The organism is Candidatus Eisenbacteria bacterium (genome assembly GCA_016930695.1).
Lineage (GTDB): Bacteria > Orphanbacterota > Orphanbacteria > Orphanbacterales > Orphanbacteraceae > JAFGGD01.
This window is the reverse complement of sequence record JAFGGD010000041.1, coordinates 71,473-87,085: the sequence shown is the minus strand read 5'-3', so window position 1 is coordinate 87,085 and position 15,613 is coordinate 71,473. Positions and strand designations below refer to the sequence as shown.

Here is a 15,613-nt window from a genome sequence, read left to right as displayed (position 1 = left end):
TTCTCTCGTCACGGATTTCGGGGAGGGCCGCGGGTTATCGTTGTGGGATGGCGGGCGCGGATCCGCCTCTCCGTCGGCTTCTTCCTCGCCTCCGGCGCTCCGTTTATTCGGGGGGATAGACGCGGATCGTTTTCCAGGTGTCGCCGGTCCTTCGTAGGTGAACCGCTTCGGCGGTGCGGAGCGTCGGTTCCCCGTCGCCGCCGAGGAGCCGGGCGATCATGCGGCCGAGGTGGGGGAGATGCCCGACCACGGCCAAGCCCACCGCCGATTTTTGCATTTCCAGTATGGCCCCTTCCACCGCGTCGCCGGGGCGGAGCCCGGCAAGGACTTCCGGCTCGCCCCCGTTCCCGATCCGCCGGTGCAGGATCTCCGCCGTTTCAGCGGCGCGCTTCTTCCCGCTGTGGAGGGTCCGGTCGACGCGCACGCCGTCGGCGGCGAGACGCTCCGCGGTCCGAACCGCCGCCTCGCGGCCCACGCCGGTCAGCCCCCTCTCCGGGTCCACGCCGGGTGGGTGCGCTTCGCCGTGACGCATGATGATGAAATCGGGCATGGCCCACCTCCGGGGCCGGCCGGGAGCCGGCCGTTTCGCTTTCTCCACGTTTCGCTCCGTCGATCCTATCGCGAAGGAGGACGGCGCGCAACTCGACCGCCGGCGCGTCCTTCCGCTACACTCGGTGGGGAGAGGGGGAATCGAAGGATGGACGCCCCGCGCTTTCTCGCCGACGACATGCTCGCGCGCCTCGCCCGCTGGCTCCGCGGCGCGGGGCTGGACGTCGCCTACGCCGGAGACGGCGCCGCCGACGACCGGATTCTCAAGCGCGCCCGGCGGGAGGGGCGTTTGGTCCTTACCCGGGACGGCGCGTTCCCCGGCGACGCGCGGGAGAGGATCGTGCTCGAGAGCGCCGTTTTGGACGATCAGCTGGTCGAACTCTTCCGCCGCTTCCCCGCATACGACCCGCTGGCGCGCCCCTTCACGCGCTGCATGGAATGCAACGGCGCCGTGCGTGTCGAAGGGGATCCGCCGGACCGGCCGTCCGGCGTGGAGGGACCCTTCACGCGTTGCGAATCCTGCGGCCGCCTCTTCTGGGAGGGGAGTCACGTGGAACGGATCCGGGAGAGGCTCGGACGCGCGCGGCGTCGAACCGAGGAGGCGCTCGAAGAGGAGCGCCGCGGTGAGCCCCCCCCCTTCGAGCGGGTCGAGTACGATCGCTTCTTCCGGGAGGCGCTCCCTCTTCTCGGTTTTTCCCGGCGAGGCTATCGCCGCGTGCGGAAGGGGCTCCGGACGCGACTGCGCCGCCGTCTCCGCGAACTCTCCATGCGCGATCTGGAGTGCTATCTCTCGAAGCTCCGCGAGGACCGGGAGGAGAGGGATCGCCTCGGCGCGATTCTGCGGATCACCATCAGCCGGTTCTTCCGCGACCGCCACGTCTGGCTCCGTTTTCCGGAGACCCTCTTCCCGGTGTTGGCGGATCTGGCCGAGGGGGGCGGGCCCGCGCGGATCTGGTCGCTCGGCTCGGCTTCCGGCGAGGAGCCTTTCACGCTCCGCATGGTGTGGAACGAGTCCTCCCGCCCGGACCCGCCGCCGGAGATCCTCGCGTCGGACATCTCGCGGGGCTGTTTGGCGCGGTCCCGCGAGGGACTGTACGGCGAGAGCGCCCTGCACAACGCGCCGGTATTCTTTCGGGAAAAGTATTTCAATCAGGAAGGGAACGCGTTCCGGCTGGACCGGGCGGTGATCGAGTCGGTGCGTTTCGAGCGTTTCGATTGGCGGCGGGACGGGTGGCCCGCCGGGTTCCACTGGGTTCTCGCGCGGAACGGACCTTTCACCTATCTGGACGACGCGGGCCGCGTGCGCGCGGAGCGCCTTCTCGCGGAGTCCATCGTGCCGGGCGGCTTCCTCTGGATCGGCGGGAACGAGCGCCTGCCCGGCCGGGATGGGCGGTGGGAGCGGATCGCGCCCAATCTCTACCGCCGGACGCGCCGCGGCGGGGAGGTGTCCGAGGAGAACGCCGGAGCGGCGGGGAGGAAAAGATGATCGTCGGCATCGGCATCGACCTGATCGGGATCGAGCGCGTGCGCCGCGCGCTGGATCGCTTCGGCGAGCGGTTTCTCCGCCGGGTTTTCACCGAAGGGGAGAGATCCTACTGCATGCGGAAGGCGGATCCCTGTCCGTCGCTGGCGGCCCGTTTCGCCGCCAAGGAGGCGGGGATGAAGGCGCTCGGGACCGGCGTTTCCCGCGGCGTCTATTTTCGGAACGTGGAGGTGACCCGCGCGCCGGGCGAGCCGCCGCGCGTGGTGTTTCACGGGGGTGCGAAGGCGCGCGCCGAGGCGCTGGGCGCGCGCGGCGCCGTTCTCAGCGTTACCCACGACGGCGGCGTCGCCGCCGCGGTGGTCGTCCTGGAATCTTGAGGCCGCTCTCCGGGGGACGCCGGGCGCCTTTCTCTTATTCGAATTTCACCAGACGGTAGTTTTTCTTCCCCTGCCGGATGACGAGGTTCGGGCCGGCGACCAGGTCGTCGGGGCCGACGGTCCGATCCGCCGAATCGACGCGGCGGTTGTTCAGGTAGACGCCGCCGCCGTCGATCAACCGCCGCGCCGCCCCCTTCCCTTTGGCGCCGCCGCTCTCCACGAGAAGGTCCACCACGCCGATCCCTTCGTCCAGGCGCGCCCGCGGGAGGGTCGCCGAGGGGACATCGGCGAAGATGTCCGCCAGCGTTTTCTCGTCCACGCCGGTGATTTCGCCGCCGAAGATGATATTCGTCGCCCGAGTCGCCGCGCCGAGCCCTTCCTCGCCGTGCACGATCCGGGTCACCTCCTCGGCGAGCCGCTTCTGCGCGATCCGCTTCTCCGGCGCCTCCTCCGCCGCCCGTTCCGTTTCGACGATCTCGTCGAGGGGGAGGAATGTGAAGAACTTGAGATAAGAAACGACCTTGTCGTCCGGGATGTTGATCCAGTGCTGGTAGAACTTGTAGGGGGAGGTCTTCTCCGGGTCGAGCCAGACCCGTTCCCCTTCGCTGGTCTTTCCCATCTTCTGCCCCGACGAATCGAGGAGGAGCGGGAAGACGATGCCGTGGGCCTGCCGGCCCCGGAGCTTGCGGATCAGATCGATGCCGGAGGTGACGTTTCCCCATTGATCGCCGCCGCCGACTTGGAAGCTGCAGCCGTAGGTGTCCGAGAGGTGGAGGAAGTCGTAGGCCTGAAGCATCATGTAGGAGAACTCGGTGTAGGAGATCCCCGCCTCGCTCGTGATCCGGCTCTTCACCGTTTCCTTGGCGAGCATCTCGCCGAGACGGAAGTGTTTCCCGACGTCGCGCAGAAATTCGAGGTAGCCGAAGCGGCCGAGCCAGTCCGCGTTGTTGACGAGAAGCGCCCCCCCCTCGCCGAAATCGAGGAAGCGCTCGAACTGAACGCGCTGCGCCTCCAGATTGCGCCGGATCTGCTCCGTGTCCAGAAGGTTCCGCTCCTTCGACTTTCCCGAAGGATCGCCGATCATGCCGGTGGCGCCGCCCATCACCACGATCGGCCGGTGGCCGCCGCGCTGGAACCAGGCGAGCCCCATGATGATGACCAGATTCCCGATGTGGAGCGAGTCGCTGGTCGGGTCGAATCCGGCGTAGCAGACCACCTTCTCCCGCCCCAGGATCTCGGCGAGATCTTCCGAAGTGGCCTGGTGGACGAATCCCCGCGCGCGCAGCTCTTCGAAGACGTTCATCGGTCGCTCCTTTCCGGTTCGCATCAGCATATCGGACGGCGGGGAACGGGGCAAGAGGCGGCCGGCGCCGGAGGCGGGGTGCGCGCGGCGCCTCGTGAGACGGCGCGGGGTATTATTCCCCTTCCCCCTCGATCCCTTCGAGCACTTCGCGGAAGCCGCGGTGATCGCGCTCGTCGAAGAGGACGAAGAGAACCTTGGCCGGCAGGTCGTTTTTTTCGAGGAAACGGAGCGTCGTCCGAAGGGCGATCCGGGAGGCGGCTTGGAACGGGTAGCCGAAGATGCCGGTGGAGACGGCGGGGAAGGCGACGGTCCGGCATTCCAGATCCCGGGCGATCTCGAGGGATCGACGGTAGCACGAGACGAGCGCTTCCGGCTCCCCGTGCCCGCCCCCCCGGTAGAACGGGCCGACGGTGTGGATCACGAGACGGGCGGGGAGACGGAATCCGGGCGTCGCCACGGCCTCGCCGGTGGCGCAGCCGCCCAGATCGCGGCAGAAGTCGAGAAGCTCCGGACCGGCGGCCCGGTGGATCGCCCCGTCCACGCCCCCTCCGCCGAGGAGGGAGTGGTTCGCCGCGTTGACGATGGCGTCCACGTCCAGCTCGGTGATGTCTCCCTGTACCGTTTCGATTCGCTCGAAAGGTTTCGATTTCATCGTTTCGTCCTCCGAGCCCTTTCTCCCGTTTTCGGTTTTACCTTCAAGATAGCGACAAAACCCGAAAGCGGCGGGGGAAAGGCGCGGGCTCCGGCGGACCGAGGGAGCCGGCGGTCAACGCGCCGTCCCGCCCGTTTCTTCCGGCACGGCGAAGAGGGCGACCCGGTCGTCCTCGTGCCAGGGCGGGCCGAGCCAGCGCTCCAGCGCACTTCGGTAACGCTTCATCCGGCGGCTGCTGACCGATCCGGTCACGGTGGTGTGCTTCCAATACCACTGCCCGGCGTCGCTCTTCTCCGGCCAATCCATTCCGGGCGGCGCGTACCGATCCATCCCGCCATCGAAATCCTTGTGCAGAACGACATCGCCGAAACCGAGCCGCCGGAGCGCCGCCGTCGGATCGATCCCCTCCGGCTCGTCCGCCTCCTCCTTTCCGAACGGGTCCGCCACCCAGGCGAAGAAGGGATGTTCCCCGGCGATCCATCTCAGGTTGGGAGGCGGGATGGAGACATAGCCCGCGGCGATCGGCCGGCCGTGCACGGTTTGGTCGTACATGTACATCGTGTCCATCGACCCGAGGAAGAGAGGGACATCGAGCACGGCGCCCGCCCCCCGGCGCGCCGCGAGCAGGGCGCGGTAATCGGGCCGCCCGATCGGCGCCGTCGAGAGGGGCGCCGGGAAATACTCGAAGAGGAGAAGCGCCGCGAGCATCGCCGCGGCGGCGCGGGCCCGCCGGTCCGCCCAAAGCCGCGTGAAACCGGCCGCCACCAGGGGCGCCGCCAACAGCGAATAGGGGATCAGAAAACGGTTCGGCACGCGCAGAAAACGGAGGATCGGGAGGGACTGCACGATCCGGTAGGGGAGGGGAATTCCGGTCGTCACGCCGATCCGCACCATCAGGTCCGGCCCGAGGGAGAGAAGCAGAAAGAGAAAGGCGCCGCCGGCGAGGAGGAGGGACGATCGGCGGCGGCGGATCCCCGCCCCGGCGAGAACGAGCGCCGCCAGGCCGAGGTAGGTGGTGGAGCCCCGAGGGAGATGGTCGTAGCGCCTGTTTCGGGAGTGCACCGTCTTCCCCAGCACCGGGTGGAAGACGCCGGGGGACGCGAGCGTCTCGAGCGACGCGGAGAGGTTCGGCCGCACATTTTTATACGTGAACTCTCCTCGCGCCTCCGACGAGCGGAGCGGCGGAACGACGAGGGGCGCGATCAACAGGAGAAAGAGGGCGAGGCCGGCGGCGAGTCTCGGGATCCAGCGCCGCTCCCGCCGCCCGCCTGGCGGAAAGAGGAGCGCCGCAGTCGCCGCGGCCGCGGCGAGGAGGAGCCCCTGCATCATGTAGGTGAGACAGAACCACGCCTGGATCGCCAGGAAAAGCCCCGACAGGAGCGCCGCCCGAAGGGAGGGGCGCCGGAGCGTCCGCACGAGGTAGAGAAGAAAGAAGGGGAGGAACTGATTGGACGTCAGGTTCAGGTGCGAGTGGATCTGGTCCAGGTGGTGTGGGAAGAGGGCGAAGAAGAGGCCGCCCAGAAAAGCGCCCGCCCGCCCCGCGCCCAGTTCCCGCGAGAGGAGGTAAGCCCCCCAGGCGCCGATCGGGTAGGCGAGGGTCAGGCAGAGTCCCAGAAGCGCCGCCGGCGACAGGATCCCGCCGAGAGGGACGGCGAGGAGCGTGTTTCCGAGGGAGAGGGTGTGGTAGGAGAGGTCCGCTCCCCCCGGCCAGAGAAGGTCCGGCGTGAAAAACGGCCCGGTCCCCAGATCCAGAAAGGCGCGCCGCACCCACCAGAAGTTCCACAGGTTCTGGAAGGTGTCCACCCGCGGGCCGGGGAGGAGGCGGCCGATTCCCGTGGTGAGGGGCTGGAGGAGGAAGAAAAAGAAAACAAGATAGAGCCAGGGGACCGACCGTTCGAAAATCGTCCGCTTGTTCTCGTCCATACCCGTCCCCCTACGGCCGCGTGCCGCCCGGCGCAGCCGATGGTAGAGGGGGCGGGGGGGGAGGGTCAAGGAGGGCGCGCATGCCCGCCGGTGCGCCTCCCCGTCGCGCGCTCCCGGTTTGCCGCTCCCCGCCCGGGTTCCGCCGATCCGCCCTTTGGAAAAACGCCCGGCGGCCGATAATCGGATACGAGCGGAGCCCGGATCCCTTCCGGGCGTTTCGCGGGGGGCGATTACTTCTCATTGACCCCGGGTCCGGACCGGTGCTAGCGTTTGCCGGGATGGACCGACACAATATTGGCGTTTCACTCTTCACGCGGAGGTGCTCTGTGATGCGACGCTGGTTCTTTCTTACGGCGGCTTTTAGTTTCGCCCTCGCTCTCGCCTTTTTCCCCGGATGCGGCGGTGACGATGACGACAACCCGGCGGGCGGCGGCGGCGACGACACGCTGACGGCCGAGGAGATCTTCGCAACCGTGGAGGATTTTCTGGCTCCCGTCGGCTCGGTGAGCGACGAGTGTCCCTCCATGTACATGCTGAACGAGGACGCGATCGAGGAGAACATGAATGAGATGTTCTTCATGCTTTCCTTGCTGGGCGCCGACATCGAGGACCTGTACGGCACCTGGACGCAGACAGGCACGCTTTTCGACACCCTCGCCGGCATGGAGCGGACGAGCGCGTCCCCCGCGAACGCGGTGAAGATCCTGATGACCGCGGCGGACACGATGGGCACGCTCTGGCCCGGCGACATCACCATTTATGAGTTCGACGTGGACACCAACCTGGCCGACATGAACATGGATATCCGGGGCGCGATCCACCTCGACGATTTCGCGGATTCGGCGTATCTGGATCTATCCGGGCACATCGCGACCAACATGGAAGATCTCGGCGACCTCGATGACGTCGAGGTGACGAGCGCCGATGTCTCCTTGCAAGGCGTGGTCTGCGACTTCTGTTTCCTGGCCGATTTAGAGATGACCGGCGCCGACTCCCTTGTCGCCTCCGGTTGGTACGACGACGCAACCATCGACAAGACGTACTTTGAGGCGACTCTCAAGATGCTCGATGTGGGCGAGGAGGAAGTGGGAGCCCGCGGAACCTTCAGTCTCTGGACCACCGTCGCGCCGGCCGTCCGCTTCGACATGGTTCTGGTCTCCGATCCGGACACCTGCGTGACCGGCGATCTCACCATCGCGGGCAAGAAAGAGGCGAGCTTCTTCGTCACCGATTGCAGTAGCGAAGAGCCGGGGATCTGGATCGTGATCGACGGCGTCGTCTACGACGCGGAAGAATACATGGAGGATCTGCTCGCGTTGATCGAGGACCTCGAAGGCGCCGAGCTTCCGGGGTTGTCCTTCAAGAACTGCTGCCACTAGACCGCTTCGGCGACCGCCCGGCCGAGGCGTTCGAGCGCCGCCGCGAGGCGGTCCGTCTCGATCCCGAAGCCGACGCGGAAGCCGCGCGGATCTTCAAAATAGGCGCCCGGTACGGTGAGCACGCCGTGCCGGGCGCTCGCTTTTTTCACGAACGCCGACGAGTCGCCCCCTTCCAAGGGGACCCCGCCGCGGAAGCGCGGAAAGGCGACGATCCCCGCGCCGGGCTCCACCCATTCCAGCTCGGGACGCCCCGCCATCCACTCCGCCACGATTCGCCGGTTCTCCTCCGCCCGCCGCCGCCCCGTCTCGCGCAAAACCTCTCGCATCCCGAAGGCCGCCACGCCGAGCGCCGCCGACGGTCCGCTCGGATCGCCGAGGGTGTAGTCGTAGAGGGGCGCCGCTCGCGCGATCAGTTCCGGCCGCGCCAGGATCCAGCCGACGCGGAGGCGGCCGAGACCGTACACCTTGGTCAGGCTGCCGATGGAGATCATCCTCTCTCCGAGGGAGCGGGCCTGCCGAAAACCGTCGACGCCGGTGAAGTCGATGTACACCTCGTCGAGGAGAACGTTCAAGTCGCGCTCCTCGGCGAAACGGGCGAGCCATGTCCGGTCCTCTTCCGACAGAACCCGGCCCGACGGGTTGTGCGGGTCCGTGAGGATCAGAAGGCGCGTGTCCGGACGGACCGCTCCGGCGAGACGGTCCCGGTCGATCCGGTAATCCTCCGCGAAGGGGCGGTCGAATCGGTCCACCGCGGCGTCGAAAAACCGCGGGATCGAGAGAAGCGGCTCGTAGGCGGGGCGCTCGACGAGCACGCGGTCCCCGCGCTCCAGGAGGGCGGCGCAGACGAGGAAGATCGCGAAGGTGGTGCCGTGGGCGGGGAGGACGTCCGACTCCGGGAGGCGGAAGGAGCGCGCGATCGCCGCGCGTAAGGTCGGTCCCCCCCAGTCCGCCCCTTCGTCCAGAAAAAGGCGGTTCGCCGGCACGCCGAGGCGTTCCGGCGGAACCTCCGGCATGCCGCTCCGCGAAAGGTCGAACTCCACGTCCCGAGGCGCCCGGGCGGCGCGCAGATACTCGATCACCGGCAAACGCATGACGCTCCTCCTCTCCTTGGCGCGGGAGACGGTAGCAGGACCGGAGGGAACCGGTCAAGACGCCGGGAAACCGCGCCCGCCGCTTGACGGTTCGGGGGAAGAGGATTAGGATGCAGGTATGGCACGAGGCGTTTCCCGCGCGGCGCGGCGGTCCGTCGCCGCCCCGCGGTTCGGCTTCTCATTTCGTTCGCCGGAAGCGACCGTCACCGGCCGGACCGGCCGGACCGGCCGGCGCGCCGGTTCGCCCGGCCCTTTCCTTTTCCACGAGATAAAATGGAGCGGCCTTCGGCGGCCGTCACGTTCCGACCGGAGCGCGACCCGGCGCGAAGCCGCTCCTTTCAATGGAAATGCCCCCTTGAGCGAGGCGACGAGCATATGACACGTAAAGCGACGAGACACGCTCCTTTCGGCGGGTCGGAACCGATCCGGGACGGCGACCTGATCGAGGGGATCGCCGAGAGGGTGGTGACCATGGGGATGGCTACGCCCGCCATCGCGCTTTTGGCGAGGAACGAACCGCACGCCCCGGCGCGGGTGGACGCGATGGCCGTGCTCGGCCCGATTGCGGCCACGTATTTTCCCTGCGAGGGGTACGACCGGTTCCAGCGCCTCTTCGCGCGGCGGGAGAACGTGGACCTTCTTCTGCGGGCCATCGAACGGAGGGAGGCGGAGGTCGAGATGCCCTGCGTGGACCGGAGGCGAATCACGCCCGAGAGACGGTTCGCGAAGCGTGACCGCCGTTGCCATGGAGGGACGAAGCGTACCGTCACCGACCCGGATCGCCTCCGCCGGTCCCCGAGCGAAGGGGACCGCTAGCCGGCGCCGGCCGCCCTCCTCTGCCCACACGCCGGATCGCCTCCGGCGAATCGAACGAGAACCGCTACGGGCCCGCCTCGACGGCGGGCTTTTCTTTCGACTCCGCCTCTTCCTCTTTCGCGGCGGTTCTCTCGGCGGGCGCCGGGAACCAGGCCGCCGCCTTCTCGGAGATAAACAACCCCCGGCACCGCATGAGGAAGACCGCCATGCCGATCATGACCAGGAAGGCGAAAAGGCTCCCCTCCGGCCCGAAGCTCCCGCCGCTCGCCCAGACCGGTCCGCCGACGGACGCATCGAAGGGGGTGCGGGGGAGTATCTCGCCGCTCACCGGGAGCGAGTAGACGGCGGCCATGAAGAAGTTCCAGGTGACGTGCATGCCGATCGGAAGCCAGAGGCTCCGGGTGCGGAAATAGGCGAGGGAGAGGATCAGCCCGGCGAGTCCCGTGGAGAGCGCCCCGGTGAGGGTCCCTCCGGTGTTGAAATAATGGGTCACGCCGAAGGGGATGGAGAGGAGGAGGGCGGCGACGATCTTCCCCGCCCGGTCGCCGAAGAGCGAGAAACCCTCCGCGAGAAGCTGGAGCGCGTAGCCGCGGAAGGCGAGCTCTTCGAGGACCGCGACGCAGACGAAGATCGCCGCGTGCACGAGAAGGCGGGCCGCGACCCCGCCCGGATCGCCGCCGGCGGGGGAGAGCCGAACGGAGCCGGCGAGCGTTTGCAGGAGCACCACGGCGGTGATGAAGAACGCGCCGAGCACGAGGCCGGTGCCCAGCTCCGTTCCCCATCGCTCGTGGAGGCCGAGGCCGATTCCCGCGAAGGGGCGCCGGTCGAGAAAGCGCGTCATCACGTAGCCGGCGACGAGGAGCGCGGCGATCAGCATCGCGTACCCGGCGAGGACGAAACCCGGACCGATATCTTCCAAGGAGGTCGCGCCGACGGAGAACTCCGTCCGTCCCAATAGCGGCGAGAAGACGATGCCGAGGGCGATCACCGCCGCCCCGAGGATCAGGGGGTAGAGTAACGCCCGCCAAACGACCCGCGTGATCCCGTACCGGTTGAAGAGAATCGGGTTCTTGCCTTTCGCCCCGTCGCTCATGATTTCTCCCCGCGCCGCGCCCCCTTCGCCCGCCGGAGGCGCCGCGCCCGCAAGTGTTTCAGCCCCGTGTGCCGCGCCGAGAAGAGCGCGATCAACAGACCCCGCCAGCCGTCCAGAAAGCCGGCGCGGAGAAGATAGAACTTCAGGAACGCGGCGGGCGGGCGGAGGACGATGTCGAACAGACGGCCGCCCCGACCTCGCTTGGCGAGGTCTTCGGCGCCGAGCCGCGTGAATCTCTCGATGGTGGCGCGGTGGTCGTCCAGCGCGCGGAAAGAGTAGTGGAGGAGAGGATGGATCAGCTCGCCCGTCGGGCCGTCGACGCGGACCGACTCGTGGACCATGCCGCCGATCCATTCCGCCCGCTCCTTGCGGAAGAGGCGCAGTTTCCGGTCCGGATACCATCCTCCGTGCCGAATGAAGCGGCCCAGGTACCAGGTGAGCCGCGGCACGGTGTAGCCGTTCCGGTCGGGTCCGCGCTCCAGCAGGGCGAGGATCTCGTCGCGCAGCTCCGGCCCGACCCTCTCGTCGGCGTCCACGTTCAGGATCCAGGGGCCGCGCGCGATCTCCGTGACCGCCCTCTTCTGATCGGTGAAGCCGCTGAAGGGGCGGAGTTCCACACGGTCGGCGATCCCCCGGGCGATCTCCACGGTCCGGTCCGTCGACTCGCTGTCCATCACCACGATCTCGTCCGCCCATCGAAGGGCGGCGAGGCAGTCGGCGATCTCCGCCTCCTCGTTTCGCGTGATGACCACGGCCGAGATCGTCTCCCTCATCGCGATTCCCTCCCGCGCCGGGCGAGGGCCGCCGCCTCCTCGAAGAACCGTTCCGGCTCGATCCGTTCCATGCAGGGGTGGTGAGGGCAGCGTTCTCCGGCGCAGCGGATCCTCTCGGGGCAATCCACGTCCGGCGTGAGAACGACGGCCCGGTCGGCGCGCGGCCCCCAGCGACCGGCGCTCTGCGACGGGAGAGGGGAATAGGGGGCGGCCACCGGCACGCCGAGCGCCGCCGCCGCGTGAAGAGGCCCGGTGCTCGGCGCGATGAAGAGATCGAGGTGCGTGAGCATCCCGAAGAAGACGCGCAGGTCCGCCGTCCCGGCGAGGGGGAAGGCGCGGTCGCCGATCTCCGCCGCGAGACGGGCGACCCTCTCTTCCTCGCCGGGTCCGCCGGTGAGCGCCACGTTCCACCCTTCCCGCGTGAAGAGGCGTCCGAGGGCCGCGTAGTGCCTCTCGGGCCAGAGGACCGCCGAACCGCCCGATCCGGCGTGGATGCCGACCCGCGGCGGGGAGGCGTTCATCCCCGAACCGAGGAGGAGCGCGCCTCCGCGCCGCCGTTCTTCGTCGCGGAGCCAGATGCGGGGGCGCGGCGTCCCCTTTCGCGTCCTTCCCGTGATCGTCTTCGCGAAGGCGGCGTCCAGCTCGGACTGGTGCAGCCTGGAGCGGGAGCGGGCCTGCCGCACGCCCCGGTTGAGGAGCGCGAATCCGGCGGGGCGGGCGAGGGGGCCGGTCCGGAAGGGGATGCCGGCGATCACCGCCGCCCATCCGTCGTACCAACCGGGGTTCAGAAGGACCGCCGCGTCGAAGCGCTCCCGTCGGAGGCGCGCGGCGAAGGGGCGCACCTCCGCCCATCCCTTGATGTCCCAAGGAATCGTTTCGTCCAGATGGGGATTCTCCTCCACCGCCGGGAGTGCGTAGGGAGGGGCGACAAGGGTGACCCGCGTTTCCGGCGACGCGATCTTGATCGCCTCGAAGAGAGGGGTGCTCAGGATCAGGTCGCCGATCCGGTCGGTGCGGAAAACGACCACGTTCCGGGCGGGGGTTTCCATCGCGCGATCAGGCATCGGCCGGCTCCGGCGCGGCGCGGAGGAGCGCCGACGCTTCGTCCTTCACCCGGGCGGCGGAGATGCGGGCGAGGCAGACCGGCGCGCCGCGCGGACACTCGCGGCCGCCGTGGTCGGAGCAGGGGGCGCAGGGCTCGTCGCTCTTCACGACCCGTACCAACGAGTCGAAAGCGAACTGCTCCGGGCCGGTCGGCCCGAAGAGGGCGACCGCCGGCGTGCGCGCCGCCCGCGCCATGTGGAGCACGCCCGAGTCGTTGCCGACGAAGAGCGCCGCCCCTTCGAGAAGCGCCCCCACCGCGCCGAGACCGGTTCGGCCGGTCAGGTCCGCCAACGGCCCGATCGCGGCCGCCCGGCGCCCCGCGTCCTTTTCGTCCGGCCCGCCCACGGCGACGGAGGCGATCCCGTCGGCGGCGAGGAGCGCCGCCAGCTCGCCGAAACGCTCCGCCGGCCATCGCTTGGTCGGCCAGGCGGAGCCGACGGCGAGAACCGCGTAGGGGGGGCGCACCTCCGCGTCGCCGAGGAGGAGGCGCGCCTCTTCCCTGTCTTCCGCGGCGAGGTAGAGTTCCGGCGTTTCGTCCGCCCCCTCGACTCCGAGCGGTTCGAGCAGGCGGAGCTTCCTCCGGATGAAGGTCCCCTCCCAGCGGTTGTAATCGACGACGTCGGTGTAGAAGAGGGAGCAGGAAGGATGGCGGAAACCGATCCGCCGGGGGGCGCCGGAGAGGAACGCCAGGAGCCCGCTCCGGATGGAGCGGTGCGGCGAGACGACCAGGTCGTAACGGGCCGCGCGGAGGCGTCGCACGAGTCGGAGCCCGGCGCGGAAGCCGCGCTCCTCTCCCCGCTTCCGGTAGACGATCCTCTCGTCGAGGTGCGGGCACGCGCGGACGATCCCCTCGGTGCGCGGATCGTGGAGGAGCGTGAGCCTCCCTTCCGGCGCCGCGTTCCGGAGCGCCCGCAGAAGGGGAGAGGTGAGCACCATGTCCCCCACGAACCCGGTCTGGATCACCAGGGCGTTCCGGTACGGCATGTGGCGCTCCGTTTCCATCGTCCTCTCCCGTTTCGAAAAGACGAGTGTAGCCGATGGGGGGGAGGGGGACAACGCGCGGGCCGCCTACTCTCCGAGGGCGGCGCGGGCGAGTGGGGCGAGGCGCCCATCCGGCTCGAGGCGGATCACGGTGCGCCACGCCTCGCGCGCGCCGGCGTCGTCCCCCGAGCGCCGCCGCACCGTCCCGAGGTGGTACCAGGCGGTGGCGTTCCTCGGGTCGTCCCGGAGGATCCTCTCCAGTTCCGCCCGCGCCTCGTCGTTCGCGCCGAGAATGACCAGCGTCTCCGCCAGGTGCTCCCGAGCCTTCCCGTAGCCGTCGTCCGCGCGGAGCGCCCCCCGAAAGGCCTCCGCGGCCCCCTCCAGGTCCCCCGTCCCTTTCCGGGCGAGGCCCAGGTTGGCGTGGTGCGCCGGGTCGTCCGGCCGGAGACGCGCCGCGCGCCCGAAAGCGAGCGCCGCCTCGTCGGGCCGTCCGGCGTTGTAGTAGACGCGGCCGAGGTTCGACCACGCATCGTAATAGGTCGAGTCGATCTCCACCGCCCGGACCAGATCCCGGAGCGCCTTGTCCACGGACGCCTCCCGCAGAAAGAGCACCGCTCGGTTGTTCAGCGCCAAAGGATACCACGCGCTTCCGGGGTTCACGCGGTCGTAACCCTCCAGCGCCCCCTCCCGGTCGCCGGTTTGCTGGCGCGCCCACGCCTCGTTGAACCACGCCTGCGAGGGATCATCGACGCGTCCGAGGGGGTTCCAGTTGACGAGGAAAAACGCGGCGATCAGCGCGGCGATGAGCGCCGCCGCCCGCCTCCGGTCCGCCCGCATCGCGCCGGCGAGGCGAGTCGCCCCCATCGCCCCATAGAGGAGGAAGAAGGGGACGAGAGGCAGACGGTAGCGGGCGTTCACGAAAAAGAGCAACGCCGAGAAGGTCCAGGCGCCGAAGAAGAGGAGCGCCGTCCCCTCGCCGGGACGCCGTCTCCGCCGCAAGAGTCCGAGAAGCGCCAGGGGGGCCGCCGCGCCGAAACCGAGGAAGAGCGGGAGCCGGAGGAAGGGGGATCGGTCTCGGTAGAACAGGGGATCCTTCACGTTCGGCATTTCATAGGAAGAGAGGAGGGCGACCGCCTTGCGCCCCTGCAGGAGGAGGAAGCGCCCCGGTTCGAGGGCGGCCCAGGCGAGTCCCTTCCGGAGATAGTGACGGGAGACCGCGGAGGGTTTCATCGCGTGTCCCGTTTCGATCTCCGCGAGGCGGTGCACCTTGTCGAAGGTCCACTGCACCATGCCGGGGAAGGAGGAGTCACGCCCGCCGGAGCGCTCGTTGTTTCCGATGTAAAAGTTGATCCCCGCGGTGGAGCTGATCAACACCGCGTCACCGCCGGCGACGACGTTCCGAACCGTGACCGGCAGGACGGGGAGGAGAACGCCGGCGAGAAGAATCGCGGCGCGCGCCGGGCGGCGGCGGAGCGCTTCGCGGAGGATGAAGACTCCCGCCGGGAAGAGCGCGTTCGGCCGGGCGATCGCCGAGAGGCCGAGCGCGGCGCCGGCGGCGAAGACCGTCCATCCGCCTCCCTTCCGTTCCATGCGGAGGAGAAGGAGGAGGGAGACGAGGAGGATCGGCAGGAGAACCGGCTCGATCAGCGGCTCGCCGGCGAAATAGATCAGCGGCCAGTAGAAGGCGGCGGCGAAACCGGCGACGAGCCCCGCGGTCCGGCCGAGGAGGGCGCGGCCGAGTCTGTGGAGAAGGGGCGCCGTGAGGGCGGTCCAGAGCGCCTGGAGAAGGTGCGCGCCGAGGAGCGAACCGCCGGCGAGGCGGAGCCAGAGCGCGAGCATGTACGGGTAGAGGGGCCCGAAGCGGAAGGGCCCGGGGCCGATCCCCTCCCCGCGCAGAATCGACTCGGCGGCCGCGACGTAAACGCCGCCGTCCACGACGGGGGCGCGGAAGGTCGGCTCGTTTCGAATGGTAATGATGTAAAGAGCCTGCGCCGCGAATGCGATTCCATAAAGGACGATCTCGGGGAGCAGGCCGCGGAGCGGACCGGTTCGCTTGGCCATGCGCCGAGGCTAGCACCCCGCACGCCGG

At 69.0% G+C, this 15,613-nt stretch carries 14 protein-coding genes; 4 read left to right on the top strand and 10 right to left on the bottom strand.

The features are described from left to right. Window positions 1-103: 103 nt before the first annotated feature. The gene (gene sixA / locus JW958_10110) at window positions 104-550 is read right to left on the bottom strand and encodes a phosphohistidine phosphatase SixA (protein ID MBN1826612.1); all 447 of its coding nucleotides are present in this window, start codon (window positions 548-550) and stop codon (window positions 104-106) included. Between the two features lie 147 nt (window positions 551-697). On the opposite strand from sixA, the gene JW958_10105 reads away from it, so the two are divergent. Beyond that, entirely contained in the window at window positions 698-2,035 is a 1,338-nt protein-coding gene (locus JW958_10105) for a DUF5615 family PIN-like protein (protein ID MBN1826611.1), read from the top strand. Further along, complete coding sequence (gene acpS / locus JW958_10100; GenBank protein ID MBN1826610.1) at window positions 2,032-2,409, top strand: holo-ACP synthase; 378 nt, start codon at window positions 2,032-2,034, stop codon at window positions 2,407-2,409. The genes JW958_10105 and acpS overlap by 4 nt, the downstream gene beginning before the upstream one ends. A gap of 34 nt (window positions 2,410-2,443) precedes the next feature. On the opposite strand, the gene JW958_10095 is transcribed toward acpS, so the two are convergent. The 3 genes from JW958_10095 to JW958_10085 form a co-directional block, all read right to left on the bottom strand. Further along, window positions 2,444-3,712 carry a tyrosine--tRNA ligase gene (locus tag JW958_10095; protein ID MBN1826609.1) on the bottom strand — a complete coding sequence of 423 codons (1,269 nt, stop codon included), beginning with the start codon at window positions 3,710-3,712 and terminating at the stop codon, window positions 2,444-2,446. A 112-nt stretch (window positions 3,713-3,824) separates the two neighbouring features. Next, complete coding sequence (locus JW958_10090; protein ID MBN1826608.1) at window positions 3,825-4,364, bottom strand: O-acetyl-ADP-ribose deacetylase; 540 nt, start codon at window positions 4,362-4,364, stop codon at window positions 3,825-3,827. A 114-nt stretch (window positions 4,365-4,478) separates the two neighbouring features. After that, entirely contained in the window at window positions 4,479-6,287 is a 1,809-nt protein-coding gene (locus JW958_10085) for a hypothetical protein (protein ID MBN1826607.1), read from the bottom strand. Between the two features lie 329 nt (window positions 6,288-6,616). Between JW958_10085 and JW958_10080 the strand changes: the two genes are divergently transcribed. Then, complete coding sequence (locus JW958_10080) at window positions 6,617-7,666, top strand: hypothetical protein (GenBank protein ID MBN1826606.1); 1,050 nt, start codon at window positions 6,617-6,619, stop codon at window positions 7,664-7,666. Here the strand turns inward: JW958_10080 and JW958_10075 are convergent. After that, the gene (locus tag JW958_10075; protein ID MBN1826605.1) at window positions 7,663-8,757 is read right to left on the bottom strand and encodes a pyridoxal phosphate-dependent aminotransferase; all 1,095 of its coding nucleotides are present in this window, start codon (window positions 8,755-8,757) and stop codon (window positions 7,663-7,665) included. The genes JW958_10080 and JW958_10075 overlap by 4 nt on opposite strands. A gap of 375 nt (window positions 8,758-9,132) precedes the next feature. Here JW958_10075 and JW958_10070 point away from each other — a divergent pair, with 375 nt between their 5' ends. Then, window positions 9,133-9,573 (top strand): hypothetical protein, encoded by a 441-nt coding sequence (locus tag JW958_10070; protein ID MBN1826604.1) that lies wholly within the window; start codon window positions 9,133-9,135, stop codon window positions 9,571-9,573. A 64-nt stretch (window positions 9,574-9,637) separates the two neighbouring features. On the opposite strand, the gene JW958_10065 is transcribed toward JW958_10070, so the two are convergent. The 5 genes from JW958_10065 to JW958_10045 form a co-directional block, all read right to left on the bottom strand. Next, window positions 9,638-10,666: a CPBP family intramembrane metalloprotease gene (locus JW958_10065; protein ID MBN1826603.1), complete on the bottom strand. Its 1,029-nt coding sequence runs from the start codon at window positions 10,664-10,666 to the stop codon at window positions 9,638-9,640. Beyond that, window positions 10,663-11,439, bottom strand: coding sequence for a glycosyltransferase family 2 protein (locus JW958_10060; protein ID MBN1826602.1), 777 nt, complete (start codon window positions 11,437-11,439; stop codon window positions 10,663-10,665). Before JW958_10060 ends, JW958_10065 begins: the two co-directional genes overlap by 4 nt. After that, window positions 11,436-12,503, bottom strand: coding sequence for a glycosyltransferase family 9 protein (locus JW958_10055; GenBank protein MBN1826601.1), 1,068 nt, complete (start codon window positions 12,501-12,503; stop codon window positions 11,436-11,438). The genes JW958_10060 and JW958_10055 overlap by 4 nt, the downstream gene beginning before the upstream one ends. After that, window positions 12,496-13,545: a glycosyltransferase family 9 protein gene (locus JW958_10050; GenBank protein ID MBN1826600.1), complete on the bottom strand. Its 1,050-nt coding sequence runs from the start codon at window positions 13,543-13,545 to the stop codon at window positions 12,496-12,498. The genes JW958_10055 and JW958_10050 overlap by 8 nt, the downstream gene beginning before the upstream one ends. Before the next feature lie 66 nt (window positions 13,546-13,611). Then, complete coding sequence (locus tag JW958_10045; GenBank protein ID MBN1826599.1) at window positions 13,612-15,585, bottom strand: tetratricopeptide repeat protein; 1,974 nt, start codon at window positions 15,583-15,585, stop codon at window positions 13,612-13,614. Window positions 15,586-15,613: the final 28 nt, after the last annotated feature.

Bases quoted from the DNA above. Each gene is read 5' to 3' on its own strand.
- JW958_10090 (MBN1826608.1), bottom strand. From the start codon at position 4,364: ATGAAATCGAAACCTTTCGAGCGAATCGAAACGGTACAGGGAGACATC.
- JW958_10095 (MBN1826609.1), bottom strand. From the start codon at position 3,712: ATGAACGTCTTCGAAGAGCTGCGCGCGCGGGGATTCGTCCACCAGGCC.
- JW958_10045 (MBN1826599.1), bottom strand. From the start codon at position 15,585: ATGGCCAAGCGAACCGGTCCGCTCCGCGGCCTGCTCCCCGAGATCGTC.
- JW958_10075 (MBN1826605.1), bottom strand. From the start codon at position 8,757: ATGCGTTTGCCGGTGATCGAGTATCTGCGCGCCGCCCGGGCGCCTCGG.
- JW958_10060 (MBN1826602.1), bottom strand. From the start codon at position 11,439: ATGAGGGAGACGATCTCGGCCGTGGTCATCACGCGAAACGAGGAGGCG.
- JW958_10055 (MBN1826601.1), bottom strand. From the start codon at position 12,503: ATGCCTGATCGCGCGATGGAAACCCCCGCCCGGAACGTGGTCGTTTTC.
- acpS (MBN1826610.1), top strand. From the start codon at position 2,032: ATGATCGTCGGCATCGGCATCGACCTGATCGGGATCGAGCGCGTGCGC.
- sixA (MBN1826612.1), bottom strand. From the start codon at position 550: ATGCCCGATTTCATCATCATGCGTCACGGCGAAGCGCACCCACCCGGC.
- JW958_10080 (MBN1826606.1), top strand. From the start codon at position 6,617: ATGCGACGCTGGTTCTTTCTTACGGCGGCTTTTAGTTTCGCCCTCGCT.
- JW958_10050 (MBN1826600.1), bottom strand. From the start codon at position 13,545: ATGGAAACGGAGCGCCACATGCCGTACCGGAACGCCCTGGTGATCCAG.
- JW958_10105 (MBN1826611.1), top strand. From the start codon at position 698: ATGGACGCCCCGCGCTTTCTCGCCGACGACATGCTCGCGCGCCTCGCC.
- JW958_10070 (MBN1826604.1), top strand. From the start codon at position 9,133: ATGACACGTAAAGCGACGAGACACGCTCCTTTCGGCGGGTCGGAACCG.
- JW958_10085 (MBN1826607.1), bottom strand. From the start codon at position 6,287: ATGGACGAGAACAAGCGGACGATTTTCGAACGGTCGGTCCCCTGGCTC.
- JW958_10065 (MBN1826603.1), bottom strand. From the start codon at position 10,666: ATGAGCGACGGGGCGAAAGGCAAGAACCCGATTCTCTTCAACCGGTAC.